We start from the raw sequence: 16,191 nt of genomic DNA, 5'->3' as shown, positions 1-16,191 counted from the left end.
AAATCCTCATCATCATGACGGATGTTCTACTTTATCTAAAAAGTTTATCATTATCACCTAAAAGTATCTGCCTTTTAGTTCAAATGAACTCAATATGATTTTTTAAAAAGGAAATATACCAGTACGGACATTCACCGGCATTTTTAATTTTAGCGCACGTGTAGACTTATCATTAACATACGCTCATCTTTTTAAAAGTACATGTAACCAAAATTAAATTCAATATGGAAAATTAAAAGTAGCATAAACGGGTGTTTGACCGTTTTATTCAGGTGAGGGCTGCTGCACCTATTATTCATCAGACTTAAAAAGGCTGTATGAACAAAACTTGACGAGAGCCAAGATTCTTATACAAAACAGGCCCGGTGCGTTGAGGATTTGCAGAAGTGGAAAAGCGCTATAATGCGGCTTTATTCCCTAATAGCTACTAAAGCCGCCAAGAGATGCAGCTTTTATATATGACCAGACGCGCGGCCTATTTAATCTAAAATAATCTCAAGAATGAACTCATGAAACATGTAAGAACATACAATTTTGTTGCCTCAACCTGATTAATTTAAATAATCATCAATGATAAGACATTTAAACTCATACTCATATTACCATTTTCAAACTGTTAATGCAATAAAGGATATCGCCCCATTCAGAGTTACTAAAAACTTTAGATCGTTTCAAAAACGAGGAAATTGGATAGTCCCACCTGATAATTGTGCAACATAATTTGTTCATCAATAGAGTTACCTTAGTTACTAAATCCATTCATGAGAAGTGGATTCATACTGCAGACAAATTCTGAAGAAAGCGAGATCCCTGAACCGACTGGAACGTTTTTTAAGGGAGAATCTGATCCAGTTCAGGAGGAATTCAGTGACCTAGTCCTTTTCTATGATGAGACCATTTAAACCACTTACTGTATCCATTTAAATGTTTTGCAAAACGAACATCTATTTATTTACATGATATGTGTTTAAATCAAATAGTTTCAATAAACCTTTTTTCAGGAAGAATTAGTTCGAATGAATGGCCACCACCCACGGTCCCACCGTTGGAAAAAGAAAGGACTTATTATGAATAAATTTTGAATTCCCAGGTATATGGAACCATATATTTTTTGAAAATTCCATCTTTTCATCCGAAAAATATAGTAAATAAGTCTAAATGCAGTATGATTGACCTATCAACAAAATATCGGGGGGTTATATGAATATATTCACAATAGATGTTCCTTTATGCAAGGATTTTGGTCGAATCTTAAAGAAAATGAACAAGAATGTCACCTTTTTGAAGGATCCACTCAATCAAAGTCATCTATTCAAGGATTCAACGGACTTAATGAAATCATTATTTATTTTACCTTTACACATATCAAAAGATTCTTGGCAGGAAACTTCTTTGTTTGCCTTAGCTGAATCTCACGAAATCCCTATCTTATTCATTTACAATCGCGCTTTAGGAATGGAGACACCTCCCGCATTACCGGAAAATACCTTTTATGAAACCATTGCGATCCCTGCCAATTCAGTAGAAGTCAGGATTAAATTAAATTCACTCAAAAACATCAGCATGCAACTGTTTACGGCAAAAATGAAGGGGCAAGAGCTTGAAAAGATACACCAAAAATCAGCAAGGAGCCTGCGAATTGCAAAGGGCATACAGCTTTCAAATTTACCTTTGTCGATCAATAATGAAGATATAGAGGTCAAAGGTCTTTCCCTGCCTTCGAGTGAACTTTCAGGGGATTTATTTTACTGGACGGAGGTTGATGACAGGATATACGGCTTCATAATGATTGATGTATTCGGAAAGGGCATCCATACAGCACTTATAAACATGTCCATACGGACTTTAATCCCCGACTTATTCAAACGTGTAAAAGATCCCATTTTCATAACAGAGGAACTGGACAAACATATGCGGGACCTATTTCAAGGAGTTAATCGGGAAAACAAAAACCATGCTCTCTTTACAGCTTTCATAGCATATGTGAATACAAAGGATCGACTCATCGAATATGTGAACTACGGATTTACTTCAGCCTTCTTGTATTCCCCAAGCACCAACCAAATTCTCAATTTAAACGAAGGGGCCACCCCAAGCGAACTGATTCCCGAATTGCCCATAAAAAAAATAGTCTTTCATTATGAACCAGGAAGCCGTTTCATCATCTATACAGATGGACTCTCTAAAACGCCCAATCCTTCCGCCTTTGACCGGTCTGACAATATCAAGAGGGAGTTCATTGAAAATGTCCATCTCGATACAAATAAGCTTCTTCAGGAGCTTTTGATCTCAAGGATGAGGCATTCAGTGATTAACGATGACATCTGCATTATTGCAGGGACACTTTTTTAAGTACGATAAAAAAAGGCCGTTTTCAAAAAGAAACGGCCCTTTCTACGCTTTTTTATTTTTGTAGGGCTTGAACGACTTCCTCCAGCCTCATGCCCCTGGATGCTTTAACGAGAATGATGTCATTTCCCTGTGTAGAAGACTTAAGTTCCTCTATAAGCTCCTGTTTATCTTGAAAAGGACGAACCTGCTCCGATGAAAAAGACTTGCTCGCTCCCTTGGCAATAAACTCGGCTAAAGGACCAAAAGTGAAGATCTTATCAATCCGTTCATTGGAAATCAATTCACCAATTTTCAAATGAAAGTCTTTTTCCTGTGGCCCTAACTCCAACATATCTCCCAATACAAGGATCTTTTTCTCGAATCCAGATAACCCCTCAACCAATTCCACTGCTGCCTTAACTGAAGTTGGACTGGCATTATACGCATCATTGATGATCTTCTGCCCCTTTGCGCCTTCGACCAATTCCATCCTCATATTAGTTAATTGAATGGTTGACAGACCTTTACAGATCGCTGAATCATCCACATTGAATTCTTTAGCAACCAAGATGGCAGCCAGTGCATTAAGAACATTATGATTGCCTAATACGGGTATCTCATAATCGATCTCCTTTTCACCGCTTGCGATTGTAAACGCGGTACGGTCTACCCCTTGGCTTATGGTCTGTGGATATAAATCATTTTGTTTCGTACGTCCAAAAGATATTACATTTAAATCAGGAAAATCGCTTTTGATCCGATTGCGAAGCAATGGTTCATCACCATGATAGATCAGCTTCCCATCTTTCGCCAAACCTTCGACAATTTCCAACTTTGCATTCGCGATTTCCTCGCGTGATCCTAAATCCAATAAGTGGGATTCACCGATATTGGTAATGATCGCTACATCAGGCTTTGCCATTTTGGATAAAAACTCAATTTCACCGCGGCTGCTCATTCCCATTTCCAAAACAGCTGCTTCAGTATCCTCATCCATCGAAAGCACTGTTAGTGGTAAACCTAAGTGATTATTGAAGTTTCCACTGGTTTTATGAACTTTATAGGTAGTGGCCAGCAACGCAGCCGTCATATCTTTCGTTGTCGTCTTACCGTTGCTTCCTGTTATCCCAATGACATTAATATTCAACTGCTGACGGTAAGAACGCGCCAATTGCTGAAGTGCTTTCTCGGTATTTTCCACAATGATTATCGGTAAATCATTAGGAGGATTCGGAACATCCCTTTGCCAAAAAGAAGCAGCAGCTCCTTGCGCCAATGCTTGCTTGACATACTGATGTCCGTCAACCTGCCCACCCTTAAGCGGTATGAACAAACATCCTTCCTTAACCGTTCTGGAATCGATGGTAACCCCATTAATTCCTTTGGACTGGAATGGACTGATATCATTCAAACCCTCTGCCATCTCATGTACTTGTTTTAACGTTCTCTTTATCATTTTGTTCCTCCTACATTCATCGAACCGTTAATCGCTCTCTACTTCCAATAACCAAACGAAGCAGAAACCAGTTTAAAATCGCACCGGTTCCTGCTGATTGGAATCCATCAAATCAACGTTTGATGGATTGTGAAGTTTACTGCTACATTACTTGCATGATCAAACTGTATATTTGATTTGTTGTTTTTCCTGATGACGTTCCAAGGCAAGTTTCACTAGTTTTTCAATTAGCGCTGGATAGTCGACACCTGTGTGCTTCCACAATAACGGAAACATGCTGAATGGAGTAAACCCAGGCATTGTATTCACTTCATTAATATAGATTTGCCCCTCATTCGTTAAGAAGAAATCAGCGCGAACCAATCCAGAGCAATCCAATGACTTAAAGGCAGTAATGGCCATTTCGGATAAAGTTGCATACTCGCTTTCCGATATCTCCGCTGGAATGACCATCGCTGAATTACCGTCTACATATTTTGCTGAATAATCATAGAAGCTAAAATCCTTCTTAGGGATGATTTCGCCTGCCACTGAACAAGACGGTTCATCATTACCGAGAATACCAAACTCTAGTTCACGAGCAATGACCCCTTCTTCAATGATGATCTTCCGATCGAATTGAAAAGCTTCCGCTACCGCTTTTTCCAGTTCATCAGCATCATTACATTTGCTGATACCGACACTTGAGCCTAAATTGGCAGGTTTGACAAAACAAGGGTACCCCAATTCCTCCGCTACCTTTTTAATGGCACTTTCAGTATTCTTCTCCCATTCGGAACGAATGAACCAAGTGTATTTCACTTGCGGAAGTCCCGCCTGGGCAAAAATGTTTTTCATGATGACCTTATCCATTCCTGCTGATGAAGCTAAAACGCCATTTCCTACATAAGGAAGGTTCAATAGTTCCAGCATCCCTTGTACGGTCCCATCTTCTCCATTTGGTCCGTGAAGCAATGGGAAAATTACGTCATACCCTGTTGATTCACTATTGTCATCAGTTGAATGTGCCTGCAAGGCAAGGGGTGAGCTCGATTTTTCCGGTGAAAATGTTAAAGCCTCCACATTCTCAGCAGGTCCTGTTAACTTTGGTCCATTAATCCATGAACCCTCTTTTGTTATGTAAATCGGATATATATCAAACTTTGCTAAATCGAGAGCTTTAATGACAGCTAAAGCCGTCTGCATAGAAACCTCATGCTCCGCAGATTTTCCACCATAAAGCAAACCAAGTTTAGTTTTCATGAGTTATTACCCTCCAATATTCTTTTAACCATGTTCATTGTATCACTTTACACTAAAACGGATAAAGCGAAACTTCCATCATTGGGGCTTTTCCAATGATGGTTAGTTCAGCCAATCGGGCTTTTACAGGCTGTTGGCCACCACATTTCTTTTTCTTTACATTTGCCTTCCGCTTCCCTTACAGCCTGTTAAGGCGGGGTAAAGCGAAACCTCCATCATCAGAAACGCAGAATAACACCGCCACGTCCTGTGAGCCGCCCTCTCTTGTCTTTTATGCATGAGATGGTAAGTCTTACACCTAAAAAATTGGAGGATGACAAATAATCCAATCCACTAACCTCGGAAGTTGGGATAATCAGGATGATGATGTGTTTTTAATAACGCTTTCCCATACTTTTTCTTTTCGATTGAAGATAATAAAGGCATCGGGCTCATAAATAACTCTATCCGAAAAGTCGTCATGCATCTCATCCATGTTTAAATAATCCCCTACGACCCATGCAGGTATCTCAATTTTCGTTCTTGTATACTTAACATCCCGAAAGGAAAAAGCGAGCCCCTCTCCCAGAATATGAGCCAAGGAAGAAATGATTTCTGCAGGAATCGCCGTCAGCTCTTTTTTCTTTCTGATTCCAAGCCATGTCCTCTCTACTTTTAATGGCTCCAGCTTTAGCGGAATCAAGCTTCCTAACATCATATAATATGTCGAAAGAGAACGAAAATAAATTTTATTGAACCAACCATCATCCTGGGCAAGGTACACAAATTGATTATTCAATTTACGGAAAAACGGGGGACTCAGATGGGTTTTAGCGTGTCCTAAATATAAAAGTTCCGCTATTTCCCTTCCATCCAATTCATCCAGCCCTTCCGCCTCTTCAAAATCGACCCAACAGAAATCTCCATATGCCCGAACATTTTCTTTAACGAGCTTTGCAATATCCTGAGATGAAGCGCTCTCTAGCAGGACATTCAAATTGTATTCCCCACCATCGAATTGATGTTTCAATAATAAGATCGAATCCAAGGTATATGGCAGCGAATAGACGAATTCACGAAAATTGAGTCCATTAAAAAGGACAAACCGTTCGGAAGCCTGCATATACATATATAAGATATCATTGCTATCATTCTTCATAACCTGACCTCCTCCGAGCTCTCAATCAATAATGTTATTTTATCAAACTTTTGGGTTTTCACATAAGTTATATACCACCCAACATTAATCATCATCAGCATCATGTACATAACACGATGCACAAAATCCATATTTTAGTGAAAAATTCCGAATCGGAGGAATTGATTTTGGGTAAAGTTAAAAAAGCTTTTGTCATTCATCCTTTGCATGATGCCGCTTCCATTGATGCAACTAAAAGATCAGGTCTATGGCAATCAGAGAAATTTTCCTTTTGAAAAATATTTATATCAGGTTGATGCAATCCTTGATATCGGATGCGGTACAGGAAGAACCACACTCGCACTATATAAAAAAGGGTTCCAAAATATAGAAGAGAAAGAGTATTTTATTTCAAAAAAAAAAAAAATCCAGAGTGAAATGTCACTCTGGATTTTTATATTAAGAAACTTGCTCTAATTCTTTTTTGGAAGGAGGGTTGAATTGACCTTCCCATTTAGAGATGACGATTGCTGCAAGTGAATTACCGATAACGTTTACTACTGTACGTCCCATATCAAGAATACGGTCGATACCAGCAATAAATGCTAGACCTTCAATAGGAATACCGACAGTTCCCAATGTCGCTAAAAGAACTACGAAAGATACACCTGGTACACCAGCAATCCCTTTGGACGTGATCATTAACACTAGCATTAGCGTAATTTGCTCATATGCGCTTAAGTCGATGCCGTACATTTGAGCGATGAAGATAGCTGCTAACGCTTGGTATAATGTAGAACCATCAAGGTTAAAGGAGTATCCAGTCGGAATTACAAATGTAGCAATATGTTTCGGACATCCCGCTTTCTCCATTTTTTCCATGATTTTCGGAAGAACCGCTTCTGAACTTGCAGTAGAGAAAGCAAGAATCAATTCTTCTTTTAGAAGTTTAATCAACGTAAAGATATTGAATCCGACAAATTTCGCAATAAGACCAAGAATGACTATTACAAAGAAAATCATTGTTCCGTAAACAGAAAGCGCTAACTTTCCTAACGGAATTAAAGATTCCAAACCGAATTTGGAAATAGTCACACCGATTAGTGCAAATACACCGATAGGAGCAAATTTCATGACCATGTTAGTTAGGTAGAACATTCCTTCAGCTACACCTTGGAAGAAACGGAATACTGGTTTACCCTTTTCACCGATGGCCGCGATACTAAGTCCAAACAACACGGAGAAGAAAATGATCGCTAGCATATCGCCTTCTACCATGGCTTTAACTGGATTGGATGGCACAATGTGAACGATTGTATCCACGAACGATTCATGCTGCTTAGTTTCGGCTGTATCAACATAGGTAGAAATATCAGTTTGTTCTAGCTTGTCCATATTCACACCAGCACCAGGCTGGATGATATTCGCTGATATTAAACCAACAACAATCGCAATCATCGTTACCACAACAAAGTATGATATTGATTTAGCTCCAAGTTTACCTACAGCTTTCAAATCACCTACACCAGCAACTGCAACGATAAGGCTTGAAACGATGATTGGCACTACAATCATTTTAATCATTCGTAGGAAAATGTCTCCGAATGGTTGTAAAAAGTTTTGGGCCGTCTCACTACCATAAAAAATGGCACCAACGATAATCCCTAGAATTAAACCAATAAAAATTTGGCTAGCTAAACTTAGTTTGAATTTCTTCATTTACTTTCCTCACCTTCCATAAAGTCTTTGATGCAAAAACATTTTTGTCTCGGTAAGGGAAACAAGATACTAATAAAAGAAAGTAATTTTTCTTTTTTTGAAAAACTCTGTCTTTACGCCGAAAAAAAAGACACTTCATGTGTCGATTTCTTATTGGCGTGAATATTCACACATGTTCCCTTAAAGACGCTGACGAGGTTAGCTGTCGGGTTAGGAATTGGAAACACAAAGCCCTTTCATTTCTGAATTCACCCCTAGCGGATAAAATCCACAAAAATGGGTCCCCCGTTCTTGGAATAAGATTAAGCGAGTTAACTTATAATAAAATATTATACTAAAAATGATAATCTGTAAATATTTAATCGCATCCGTTTATAAAAAATCTTTAAATATGTCTGAATATTCTGTATTAATCGCTATTATATCTATAATTACTATCCCAATTTTTGATCAATAAGTTATATTGATATAATTAATGAATAATTTTACATCACCTCTTTTGTTAAAGGAACGGTTATTTTTCCAAAATGCCAAGTAACAGATATCTTACTTTTTCCCTAGAGGTGAATTTTTTATAAGTCGGAACTTTCACTTTTTCAAATTGAATCGGAGTAATAAAATTAGAGTGGTTCTTCACTGCCACATCCGGCTTCAGCAGGATGACGTCACCTACAGACGGTCCCTTTATTATTTCTTGCTTTCCTTCCGCTTTAAGACCTTTTGTAATGTAATGTTTATCTACATATCCTTTTTTTGTCAATTTGTAAATATAAGGATTTTTTCGGTAATTCACCGCCTCTATAGGTACGGAGGGTACACCGGCTTTCTCATTGGTTATTACAGTAAGATCCACTTTGGATCCCACTAACAAAGGTTCCGTTACTTCGCCTTCCGGTTCGATTAAAGCCTGAAATGGAAATCTGTTATCTTTTTTTAACGACGGCTCTTCAGCTGGATAGGAATGGATACGGCCTATCGTTCCTTTCAATGCCTTTTTTGAATCAGAGGAACTTGCTTTTATAGTCATGCCCACTTCAGCCTTTTTCATTTCCTCTTCGGAGAATTGCCCTTCAATTGCCATATTTGTAGAAACAATGGATATGATGGGATTTTTCAGGTTTTTATTGATATTTTTAACTACACCATCAGCCTCGCTCGTTGTCACGATAGCATTGGACTGCTCCTCAATTGAACTCAATTTGGCGTCAAGCATTTTCACTTTTTCATCCAAACTGTTTCTTTCCAGTTCCTGCTTGTACATTTCTTGCTCAATGTTACTTTTAATAAGATCCGTCGAGTTTGTGGTTAAATCACTACTCAAGTTTTTTTCCACCGATTCATCAATGGCCGCTATTCCAGAATCACTGGTCAGGGACCCTTGATATGACCTCAACTTGCCTATGTATTCTTCAATCCCAGCAATTTCTCCCTCAGCTGCCGTTTTTTCCGCTTCTAAATCCGCTTTTAGCGCATCAAGTTCGGTCGTCTCATACTCAAACAATGAAGATCCAGCCGTAATCGCATCGCCTTCTTTTACAAGGAATTTCTTAAAATCATTTTTCTTGGTATCAAAATAGATATCATACACTTCTACAGGTTTAATTACCCCATTTGTTTCAATAGTATCCCTAATTGTATCCTTTTTTACCTTTGTCCAATTTTCAACGAAAATAGTTCGTTCCACTTTGCTTTCTTTTTTTTCAAGAAGGTATATGTTAACGGCTATTAAGACTATCGATGCAATCGAGACCGCTGCTATTTTCCATTTTCCGCTCATTCTTTTCACCCGCCTTATACAAATACGCCTACTTGGATGTATGCTAAAAAGGCTTTAACAAACCATGTGGCCAGATAGAATAGAACAATCATTAAAAGGACCAAATAATTATTTCGGTCTGAAAATTCCTTTAAATAAAAATATTGCAGAGCAATAATAAGAAATTGAAAAATGGTGATTTCGCTGAAAAAGTGAATGAAATAATCACTTCTGAGAAAATACTGACTGATGATCCCAAATGAAAAAGGATTGGCATCGCTGCCTATATCCATTAAAACAAATAGAGGAACTAGTAATGTTTTTTCCATTAATTGCAAACCAAAAAGAATCATTTGAACGATGACTAATTTTATATATGGGATATCAGTGACGATCCAAAAGAATAGAGCTGCTAAAAATATGTATATGGAAGGGGTGAGTATGCCTGTTACTATATTGCCGCTCAAAATCAGCAACTTTGCTGCTTCGAATTCATTGGCACTCATCGTCGTGACTTCTTTGGAAAATGATTCTGAACCAATGCCAAAATATCCCCCGATCGCAAAAACTGTTAGACTAAGAAAATATAAAAATAGTAATTTCAATCCAAGCTTTGTGACTGCCTCTGCATTTTGCAGCTGATAACGACTCCGATTAGGCTCTAAAATGCCCTTTAACAATCCGACCTGGTACACCATATGTGGTCCTCCTGAAAAAAATGATATTTCATCATATATTTTATCTTATTTTGGAAACAATTGCAGAAATAAGGGATGAATATACAAAAAAAACACATAAGCCTTCCCTTCAAATTTAATCCCCACACTAATTTGGTGTTAATGCTGATAATTGAAAGAATTTCCTAACCACCGCTTTTGAAACTCATTAACAAATGAAAAAAAGGGGCTATACGCCCCTTTCGGTAAAACCTTCATATATTCAGCAAATAATCCTTCATCATTAAGATAAGCTTTGAACCCAAGGGACTTCTTTTTTCATTTTTTTCCAAAAACAACAAAAGGCTTTCTAAGATGATGGGGTTTGGCCTAACTTTTGAAAACTCTTCCTGGATCGCCTTTAAAGCTTCCGTATTCTTGTTTGTTTCCATTCCCTCTTCCTTACGTGTTTCCACTTCCAGCATCCTGACGATGATCGAATGGATTTCCTCTTTAGGGCTCAAATCCCGCATCGAGCATCCTGGTAGTGGAAATTGTTTCAATAATGGATCTTCATTGTTCTGCAGGCTTGCGATGATTGAATCCATCCGGTTCAATATGAAGCTAGGTAACAATTCCACATCGAAAGCATTTTGTTTCCTGATCAATATTCCGATATATCCTTTGAAAAGGGAATCCAAAATTATGGTGCAATCTGGCAAAAGATCCGCAGAAAGTCCCGGGTATAACTCAATGATTTTACGCTTGAACCAAATCAAGCCCTCTTCATGGATATAATGTAAAAATCTATCTAGTTCTTTGCTGATATGAACCATTTGTTCCTGCATCATCATTTGAATCAAGTTGGTATTTCCCGTCATATGCTCAATGTGGACAGTGATTTGCCTCATGAATTTGTCTTTACTGGACAATGAAGCATCCAGTTCAAGATCGAGCAATGAGTCCGTCAACGCTTCATAATAAAATTTAAAAATGGACACCAGTAATTCTTCCTTCGATTTAAAATGATTATAAAAAGACCCCTTTGCTATCCCACATTTTTCAGCAATTTCCTGAACGGAAGTAGCATGATAGCCTTTCTCCGCGAAAAGCTCTACAGACTTATCTATGATCATCTTATTTTTTTCTTTCATCAAATTCATCCTATCCCTTAAAATTATCCGTCGGTGACCGAACGGTCACTCCTTCCAAATTGTATCCCAAAACCCTTGAAACCACAACATTAACACTACCGGATATTATCTGTTGCAATCATAATCTATATACTATATATTTGAGCTTGTGACCGACTAGTCACAATTTTATGTATGGAGGGTACAAGCTTGAATTCAATAATTAAATTTTCATTAAAGAATAAATTGGCAATCTGGTTGCTTACGATCATCATCGTTGCAGCTGGTTTATACTCCGGTTTAAACATGAAACAAGAAACCATTCCAAGCATCTCGACTCCTTTAATAAGCATCTCCACAGTATATCCTGGAGCTGCACCTGAAGAAGTAGCAGATAAGCTCACAGACCAGATAGAGCAGAAGGTAACAAATTTGCCAGGAGTCGAATTAGTCAGTTCTTCGTCCATGGCTAATGCCTCATCCGTCCAATTACAATATGATTATGATACGGATATGGATGACGCTGTAAAAGAGGTGAAAGAAGCTTTAGAGAAATTAGAACTTCCTGAGGGAGTGGATAACCCAAGCGTATCAAAATTAGAATTAAACGCTTTTCCTGTCGTCGCACTCAGTGTAACAGATAAAGGTTCTGATTTACCAGCTCTTACAAAAAACGTTGAAGAGGTGTTAGTCCCTAAACTTGAAGGAATTGATGGCGTGACATCCGTATCAATTTCCGGACAACAAGTAAATGAAGGCAGCCTTGTATTCGACGAGGAAAAAATGGCTCAATACGGTCTCGATGAAGATACCGTAAAAAAGGTTATCCAAGCCGCAAACGTCAACATGCCGCTTGGCATATATAACTTTGATGATAAAGAAAAAACGATTGTTGTGGATGGTAACATCTCCACATTAAAAGACTTGAAAAATATAAAGATCCCTTTAACAGGCGGCTCTCAAACAGGAACGCCAGCACAAAACGGAACGGAAACCAATCAATCTCCTGAAATGGCAACAGGCCCCGCCCAACTGCCAAACGTCAAATTATCAGACATTGCCGATGTTAAAATCACCGGTAAAGCTGAATCGATTTCAAGAACAAACGGTAGCGAATCGATTGGGATTCAGGTTACAAGATCGCCTGATGCCGATACAGTTGCAATCGTAGACGACGTACAAGAAGAAGTTTCGAACTTCAAAGAAGAATTTAAAGGCGTAAGTGTACACACTACGCTTGATCAAGCCCAACCGATTAAAGATTCTGTTGAAACCATGATCAGCAAGGCACTCTTCGGCTGTCTGTTTGCCGTCATTGTTATCATGCTGTTCCTTAGGAACTTTAAAACGACTCTCATTTCCGTCATTTCGATTCCATTATCCCTGTTAGCAGCCCTTTTGGTGCTTAAACAAATGGATATTTCATTGAATGTCATGACACTGGGGGCCATGACCGTTGCCATTGGCCGGGTCGTCGATGACTCCATTGTCGTCATTGAAAATATTTATAGAAGAATGGCTTTAAAAGGCGAACAATTAAAAGGCGGCGAATTAATACGGTCGGCCACTAAGGAAATGTTCATCCCTATCCTTTCATCGACAATCGTTACTGTAGCCGTATACCTGCCTTTAGCAAGCGTTACAGGACCTGTCGGGGAGCTATTCATGCCATTCGCCTTAACAATGGTGTTTGCATTAGTCGCTTCATTAATAATTGCCATCACACTTGTTCCCGCAATGGCAGACTCTTTATTTAAAAAGGGACTATCTAAAAAAGAATTAAAATCACATGAAGAAAAACCAAGCAAGCTATCTTCATTCTACCGAAGAGCATTGGATTGGTCGTTAAACCATAAATTGATCACTTTCGGTACAGCCATTGTATTATTGGTCGGCAGCTTATTCCTAATCCCAAGCATCGGTGTCAGCTTCATGCCTGCAGATGAAGAAAAAACGATCATCGTCACTTACACTCCCGCACCTGGAGAGTTAAAAGAGGATATTGTAAAACAAACAGAAAAAGTAGAAAAATACTTCATGGATAAAGACGATGTGAAGACTGTTCAATACACACTTGGTGAAAGCATGATGGGCGGCATGATGGGCGGCTCGAGTAACTCGGCTCTCTTCTATGTACTCTATGATAAAGACACCGAAAATTTCGGGGACAAAAAAGAAACCGTCATAAAGGATTTAACTGAACTTGATTCACCTGGAACTTGGAAACAACAAGAATTCACGTCAACATCAAGCAACGAAACCACTCTATTTGTTTACGGAAATACACAAAAAGACATTGAACCGGTAATTGATGATATTCAAAATATCATGAAGAAAAATAAAGATTTAAAAGATGTTGATACAAGTCTTTCCGATGCTTATGAGCAATATACGCTAGTTGCAGACCAGGAAAAGCTAAGCGACCTTGGACTGACAGCTGCACAAATTGGTATGTCCATTGCCAATACGAATAAAGATGATGCTATAACTACGATTAAGAAAGATGGAGAAGAAGTCAAAGTATATGTCGAGACAGAAGAAACGACATTTGAAGACAAAAAAGATCTTGAGAATACGAAAATTTCTTCTCCAATGGGGATGGAAATCCCATTGAAAGAGCTTGTGAAAATCGAAGAAGGCAAAGCTTCCGATACAATCAGCCGCCGCGATGGAAAAATCTATGCCGACGTGTCTGCAACAATCAAAACGGATGATGTGGCAGCAGTAACAGCTGAGGTACAAAAGGAAGTTGATAAATTAGACCTTCCCGCAAGCGTCTCTATAGACTATGGCGGAGTGACGGAAGATATCCAAGAATCATTCACTCAACTTGGTATCGCTATGTTAGCGGCCGTTGCTATCGTATACTTTGTCCTAGTCGTTACTTTCCATGGTGGTTTAGCACCTATAGCCATTCTCTTCTCCTTACCATTTACGGTAATCGGGGCATTAGCAGGGCTATTCGTTGCAGGTGAGACCATCAGCGTTTCAGCAATGATGGGTGTCCTAATGCTTATTGGTATCGTTGTAACCAATGCCATCGTATTAGTGGACCGTGTTATCAAGAATGAAGAATCCGGGCTATCTACCAGGGAAGCTTTACTCGAGGCAGGATCCACCCGCCTGCGTCCAATCCTGATGACTGCCCTTGCCACAATCGGCGCTTTAATACCTCTGGCAATCGGTGCGGAAGGCAGTGGATTAATATCACAAGGTTTGGGAATTACCGTTATCGGCGGACTTGTGAGTTCTACATTGCTAACACTTGTAATAGTGCCGGTAGTATATGAAGTTATAATGAAAATAGGTAAAAAGAAGAAAAAAACAGTTAAGTAACAAAGAAAATGAAAGAGGGATTCCTTATATTAGGAATCCCCTCTTTTTTGATTCAACAATTGATCAATATGCCCTTAACATATTAGCCCTTCATACTTCCGGCCCCTTTTGACCGATTCCTTCTTCTTTCAACATTCCCCGTCTCATAAGACAAAACGTCCTATTCTTCATTTCCAAGGAAATTTGTTTGTTTTAAAACTTTATTTAAACAAAAAAAGGGAAAGAACCCGCCTTCCCTTTTAATTTCTATAGCTTAGTGTTTGGTGAAAGTTTGATCTATCGCATTTGCCAGATCCAGCGATTCTTCTTTTAGATAACGCTTCGTTACGTTTAAATCTTTATGACCGGCAAGCTTTGATATCGTTTGTATATCTATTCCATTATCCACTAACCTTTGGCAAAAGGTATGTCGAAGTTTATGTGGATGCACATTGTATTTTTTTAATATATATTGAACTGACCTCGGAGTGATCCTTTGATTATAGCTTGAGATGAATAACGGATCGGCTTTTTCTTTTAAAGAATGAAGATAATTTTTTACATGTTGTATAGCCGATAGTGTAAGGGGAACGGTTCTATCGATTTCACCTTTTGCGTTCCTGACAAGTATATAATTTCGCTCTGTTTCCATAATGACGTCACGGCCATTTAAGTCACATAATTCAGAAACACGAATTCCAGTATGTAACAAAAGGTAGACGATGGCAATGTTCCTTAGATTCCCTTCTGCTTCTATATCCCTTAACAGGATCTGCTGCTCATTGATGCTTAAAGTTTCAGGTACCTCAAGCTTGTGCTCCTTAACCTTACGTTCCACAGAAAGCATTACTTGCGGTTTGCCTAAAAATTTAAAGAAGACATTTAGGGCGATATAGTGTTTTTCGATTGTTCCCGGGCTTTTCTTGCAATTTTCTAAATAATCAAGATAACCCTGAACATCTTCAGAATGAATCTCCATCAATATCTTTTGTGTCTGGTCACAAAACTGTGAAAGGACACCAGTATACGTTTTGATCGTATTAGCTGATTTGCCTTGGTCTCTCAACCATTCAGCAAACGAAAAAATCATTTCATCTTTAGCAGAGGTATCCATCGGCTATTCCCCCAATGACAGTTTCAGAACTACGTTAAGTTTAACATATATCCCTACAGAAACGAAGAATTCTGTCCCTTTGTCTTAAACAGATATGGATAATACAGATTGCTGTAGAAACTCAGATGCATTTATAGTATGTCCTACCATTTATACGGCATATAACTTTATTTATGGTCCTTTTGAGTCACTACTTTTTTAACCGGTTTAAATAAAAAGATACTGAAGAAATATCAACCTCAAAAAAAGACCAGCCGGATGGCTGATCTTTTTAAATGGCTTGGCGGCGTCCTACTCTCACAGGGGGAAACCCCCAACTACCATCGGCGCTGAAGAGCTTAACTGCCGTGTT

Annotated in this window: 10 protein-coding genes, 1 rRNA gene and 1 riboswitch; of the genes, 2 read left to right on the top strand and 9 right to left on the bottom strand. The window is 38.6% G+C overall.

All coding sequences use genetic code 11. From position 1 onward, the window contains the following. Positions 1-1,200: 1,200 nt before the first annotated feature. Positions 1,201-2,352 carry a PP2C family protein-serine/threonine phosphatase gene (locus tag ACQKFG_RS27080; RefSeq protein WP_427564138.1) on the top strand — a complete coding sequence of 384 codons (1,152 nt, stop codon included), beginning with the start codon at positions 1,201-1,203 and terminating at the stop codon, positions 2,350-2,352. A gap of 52 nt (positions 2,353-2,404) precedes the next feature. On the opposite strand, the gene ACQKFG_RS27075 is transcribed toward ACQKFG_RS27080, so the two are convergent. From ACQKFG_RS27075 to ACQKFG_RS27045, 7 genes are all read right to left on the bottom strand, one after another. After that, positions 2,405-3,787 (bottom strand): UDP-N-acetylmuramoyl-tripeptide--D-alanyl-D-alanine ligase, encoded by a 1,383-nt coding sequence (locus ACQKFG_RS27075; protein ID WP_427564136.1) that lies wholly within the window; start codon positions 3,785-3,787, stop codon positions 2,405-2,407. A 159-nt stretch (positions 3,788-3,946) separates the two neighbouring features. Beyond that, positions 3,947-5,029, bottom strand: a complete 1,083-nt coding sequence (locus ACQKFG_RS27070; RefSeq protein ID WP_427564134.1) for a D-alanine--D-alanine ligase — start codon at positions 5,027-5,029, stop codon at positions 3,947-3,949. Between the two features lie 355 nt (positions 5,030-5,384). Beyond that, positions 5,385-6,167 carry a hypothetical protein gene (locus ACQKFG_RS27065; RefSeq protein WP_427564132.1) on the bottom strand — a complete coding sequence of 261 codons (783 nt, stop codon included), beginning with the start codon at positions 6,165-6,167 and terminating at the stop codon, positions 5,385-5,387. A gap of 438 nt (positions 6,168-6,605) precedes the next feature. Next, positions 6,606-7,865 carry a cation:dicarboxylate symporter family transporter gene (locus ACQKFG_RS27060; protein ID WP_192207521.1) on the bottom strand — a complete coding sequence of 420 codons (1,260 nt, stop codon included), beginning with the start codon at positions 7,863-7,865 and terminating at the stop codon, positions 6,606-6,608. 172 nt (positions 7,866-8,037) lie between these two features. After that, positions 8,038-8,184: riboswitch (cyclic di-AMP (ydaO/yuaA leader) on the bottom strand. Between the two features lie 195 nt (positions 8,185-8,379). Next, the gene (locus tag ACQKFG_RS27055) at positions 8,380-9,642 is read right to left on the bottom strand and encodes an efflux RND transporter periplasmic adaptor subunit (RefSeq protein ID WP_427564130.1); all 1,263 of its coding nucleotides are present in this window, start codon (positions 9,640-9,642) and stop codon (positions 8,380-8,382) included. A 14-nt stretch (positions 9,643-9,656) separates the two neighbouring features. Continuing rightward, positions 9,657-10,319 carry a hypothetical protein gene (locus tag ACQKFG_RS27050; RefSeq protein WP_427564128.1) on the bottom strand — a complete coding sequence of 221 codons (663 nt, stop codon included), beginning with the start codon at positions 10,317-10,319 and terminating at the stop codon, positions 9,657-9,659. Positions 10,320-10,552: 233 nt separating this feature from the next. Continuing rightward, complete coding sequence (locus ACQKFG_RS27045; protein WP_192207518.1) at positions 10,553-11,431, bottom strand: TetR/AcrR family transcriptional regulator; 879 nt, start codon at positions 11,429-11,431, stop codon at positions 10,553-10,555. A gap of 189 nt (positions 11,432-11,620) precedes the next feature. Here ACQKFG_RS27045 and ACQKFG_RS27040 point away from each other — a divergent pair, with 189 nt between their 5' ends. Beyond that, positions 11,621-14,746, top strand: a complete 3,126-nt coding sequence (locus tag ACQKFG_RS27040) for an efflux RND transporter permease subunit (protein WP_349730587.1) — start codon at positions 11,621-11,623, stop codon at positions 14,744-14,746. Between the two features lie 253 nt (positions 14,747-14,999). Here ACQKFG_RS27040 and ACQKFG_RS27035 read toward each other — a convergent pair whose 3' ends face one another. Together ACQKFG_RS27035 and rrf are read right to left on the bottom strand one after the other, a co-directional pair. Next, positions 15,000-15,839 (bottom strand): tyrosine-type recombinase/integrase, encoded by an 840-nt coding sequence (locus ACQKFG_RS27035; RefSeq protein ID WP_192207516.1) that lies wholly within the window; start codon positions 15,837-15,839, stop codon positions 15,000-15,002. Between the two features lie 278 nt (positions 15,840-16,117). Then, positions 16,118-16,191, bottom strand: a 5S ribosomal RNA gene (rrf, locus tag ACQKFG_RS27030); the annotation flags it as partial.

This window comes from Peribacillus sp. NPDC076916, from assembly GCF_050269675.1.
GTDB lineage: Bacteria > Bacillota > Bacilli > Bacillales > DSM-1321 > Peribacillus > Peribacillus aracenensis.
The sequence above is the reverse complement of the archived record's forward strand: the minus strand, read 5'-3'. Positions and strand labels throughout refer to the sequence as shown.

Bases quoted from the DNA above. Each gene is read 5' to 3' on its own strand.
- ACQKFG_RS27055 (WP_427564130.1), bottom strand. From the start codon at position 9,642: ATGAGCGGAAAATGGAAAATAGCAGCGGTCTCGATTGCATCGATAGTC.
- ACQKFG_RS27035 (WP_192207516.1), bottom strand. From the start codon at position 15,839: ATGGATACCTCTGCTAAAGATGAAATGATTTTTTCGTTTGCTGAATGG.
- ACQKFG_RS27050 (WP_427564128.1), bottom strand. From the start codon at position 10,319: ATGGTGTACCAGGTCGGATTGTTAAAGGGCATTTTAGAGCCTAATCGG.
- ACQKFG_RS27075 (WP_427564136.1), bottom strand. From the start codon at position 3,787: ATGATAAAGAGAACGTTAAAACAAGTACATGAGATGGCAGAGGGTTTG.
- ACQKFG_RS27060 (WP_192207521.1), bottom strand. From the start codon at position 7,865: ATGAAGAAATTCAAACTAAGTTTAGCTAGCCAAATTTTTATTGGTTTA.
- ACQKFG_RS27070 (WP_427564134.1), bottom strand. From the start codon at position 5,029: ATGAAAACTAAACTTGGTTTGCTTTATGGTGGAAAATCTGCGGAGCAT.
- ACQKFG_RS27065 (WP_427564132.1), bottom strand. From the start codon at position 6,167: ATGAAGAATGATAGCAATGATATCTTATATATGTATATGCAGGCTTCC.
- ACQKFG_RS27080 (WP_427564138.1), top strand. From the start codon at position 1,201: ATGAATATATTCACAATAGATGTTCCTTTATGCAAGGATTTTGGTCGA.
- ACQKFG_RS27045 (WP_192207518.1), bottom strand. From the start codon at position 11,431: ATGAAAGAAAAAAATAAGATGATCATAGATAAGTCTGTAGAGCTTTTC.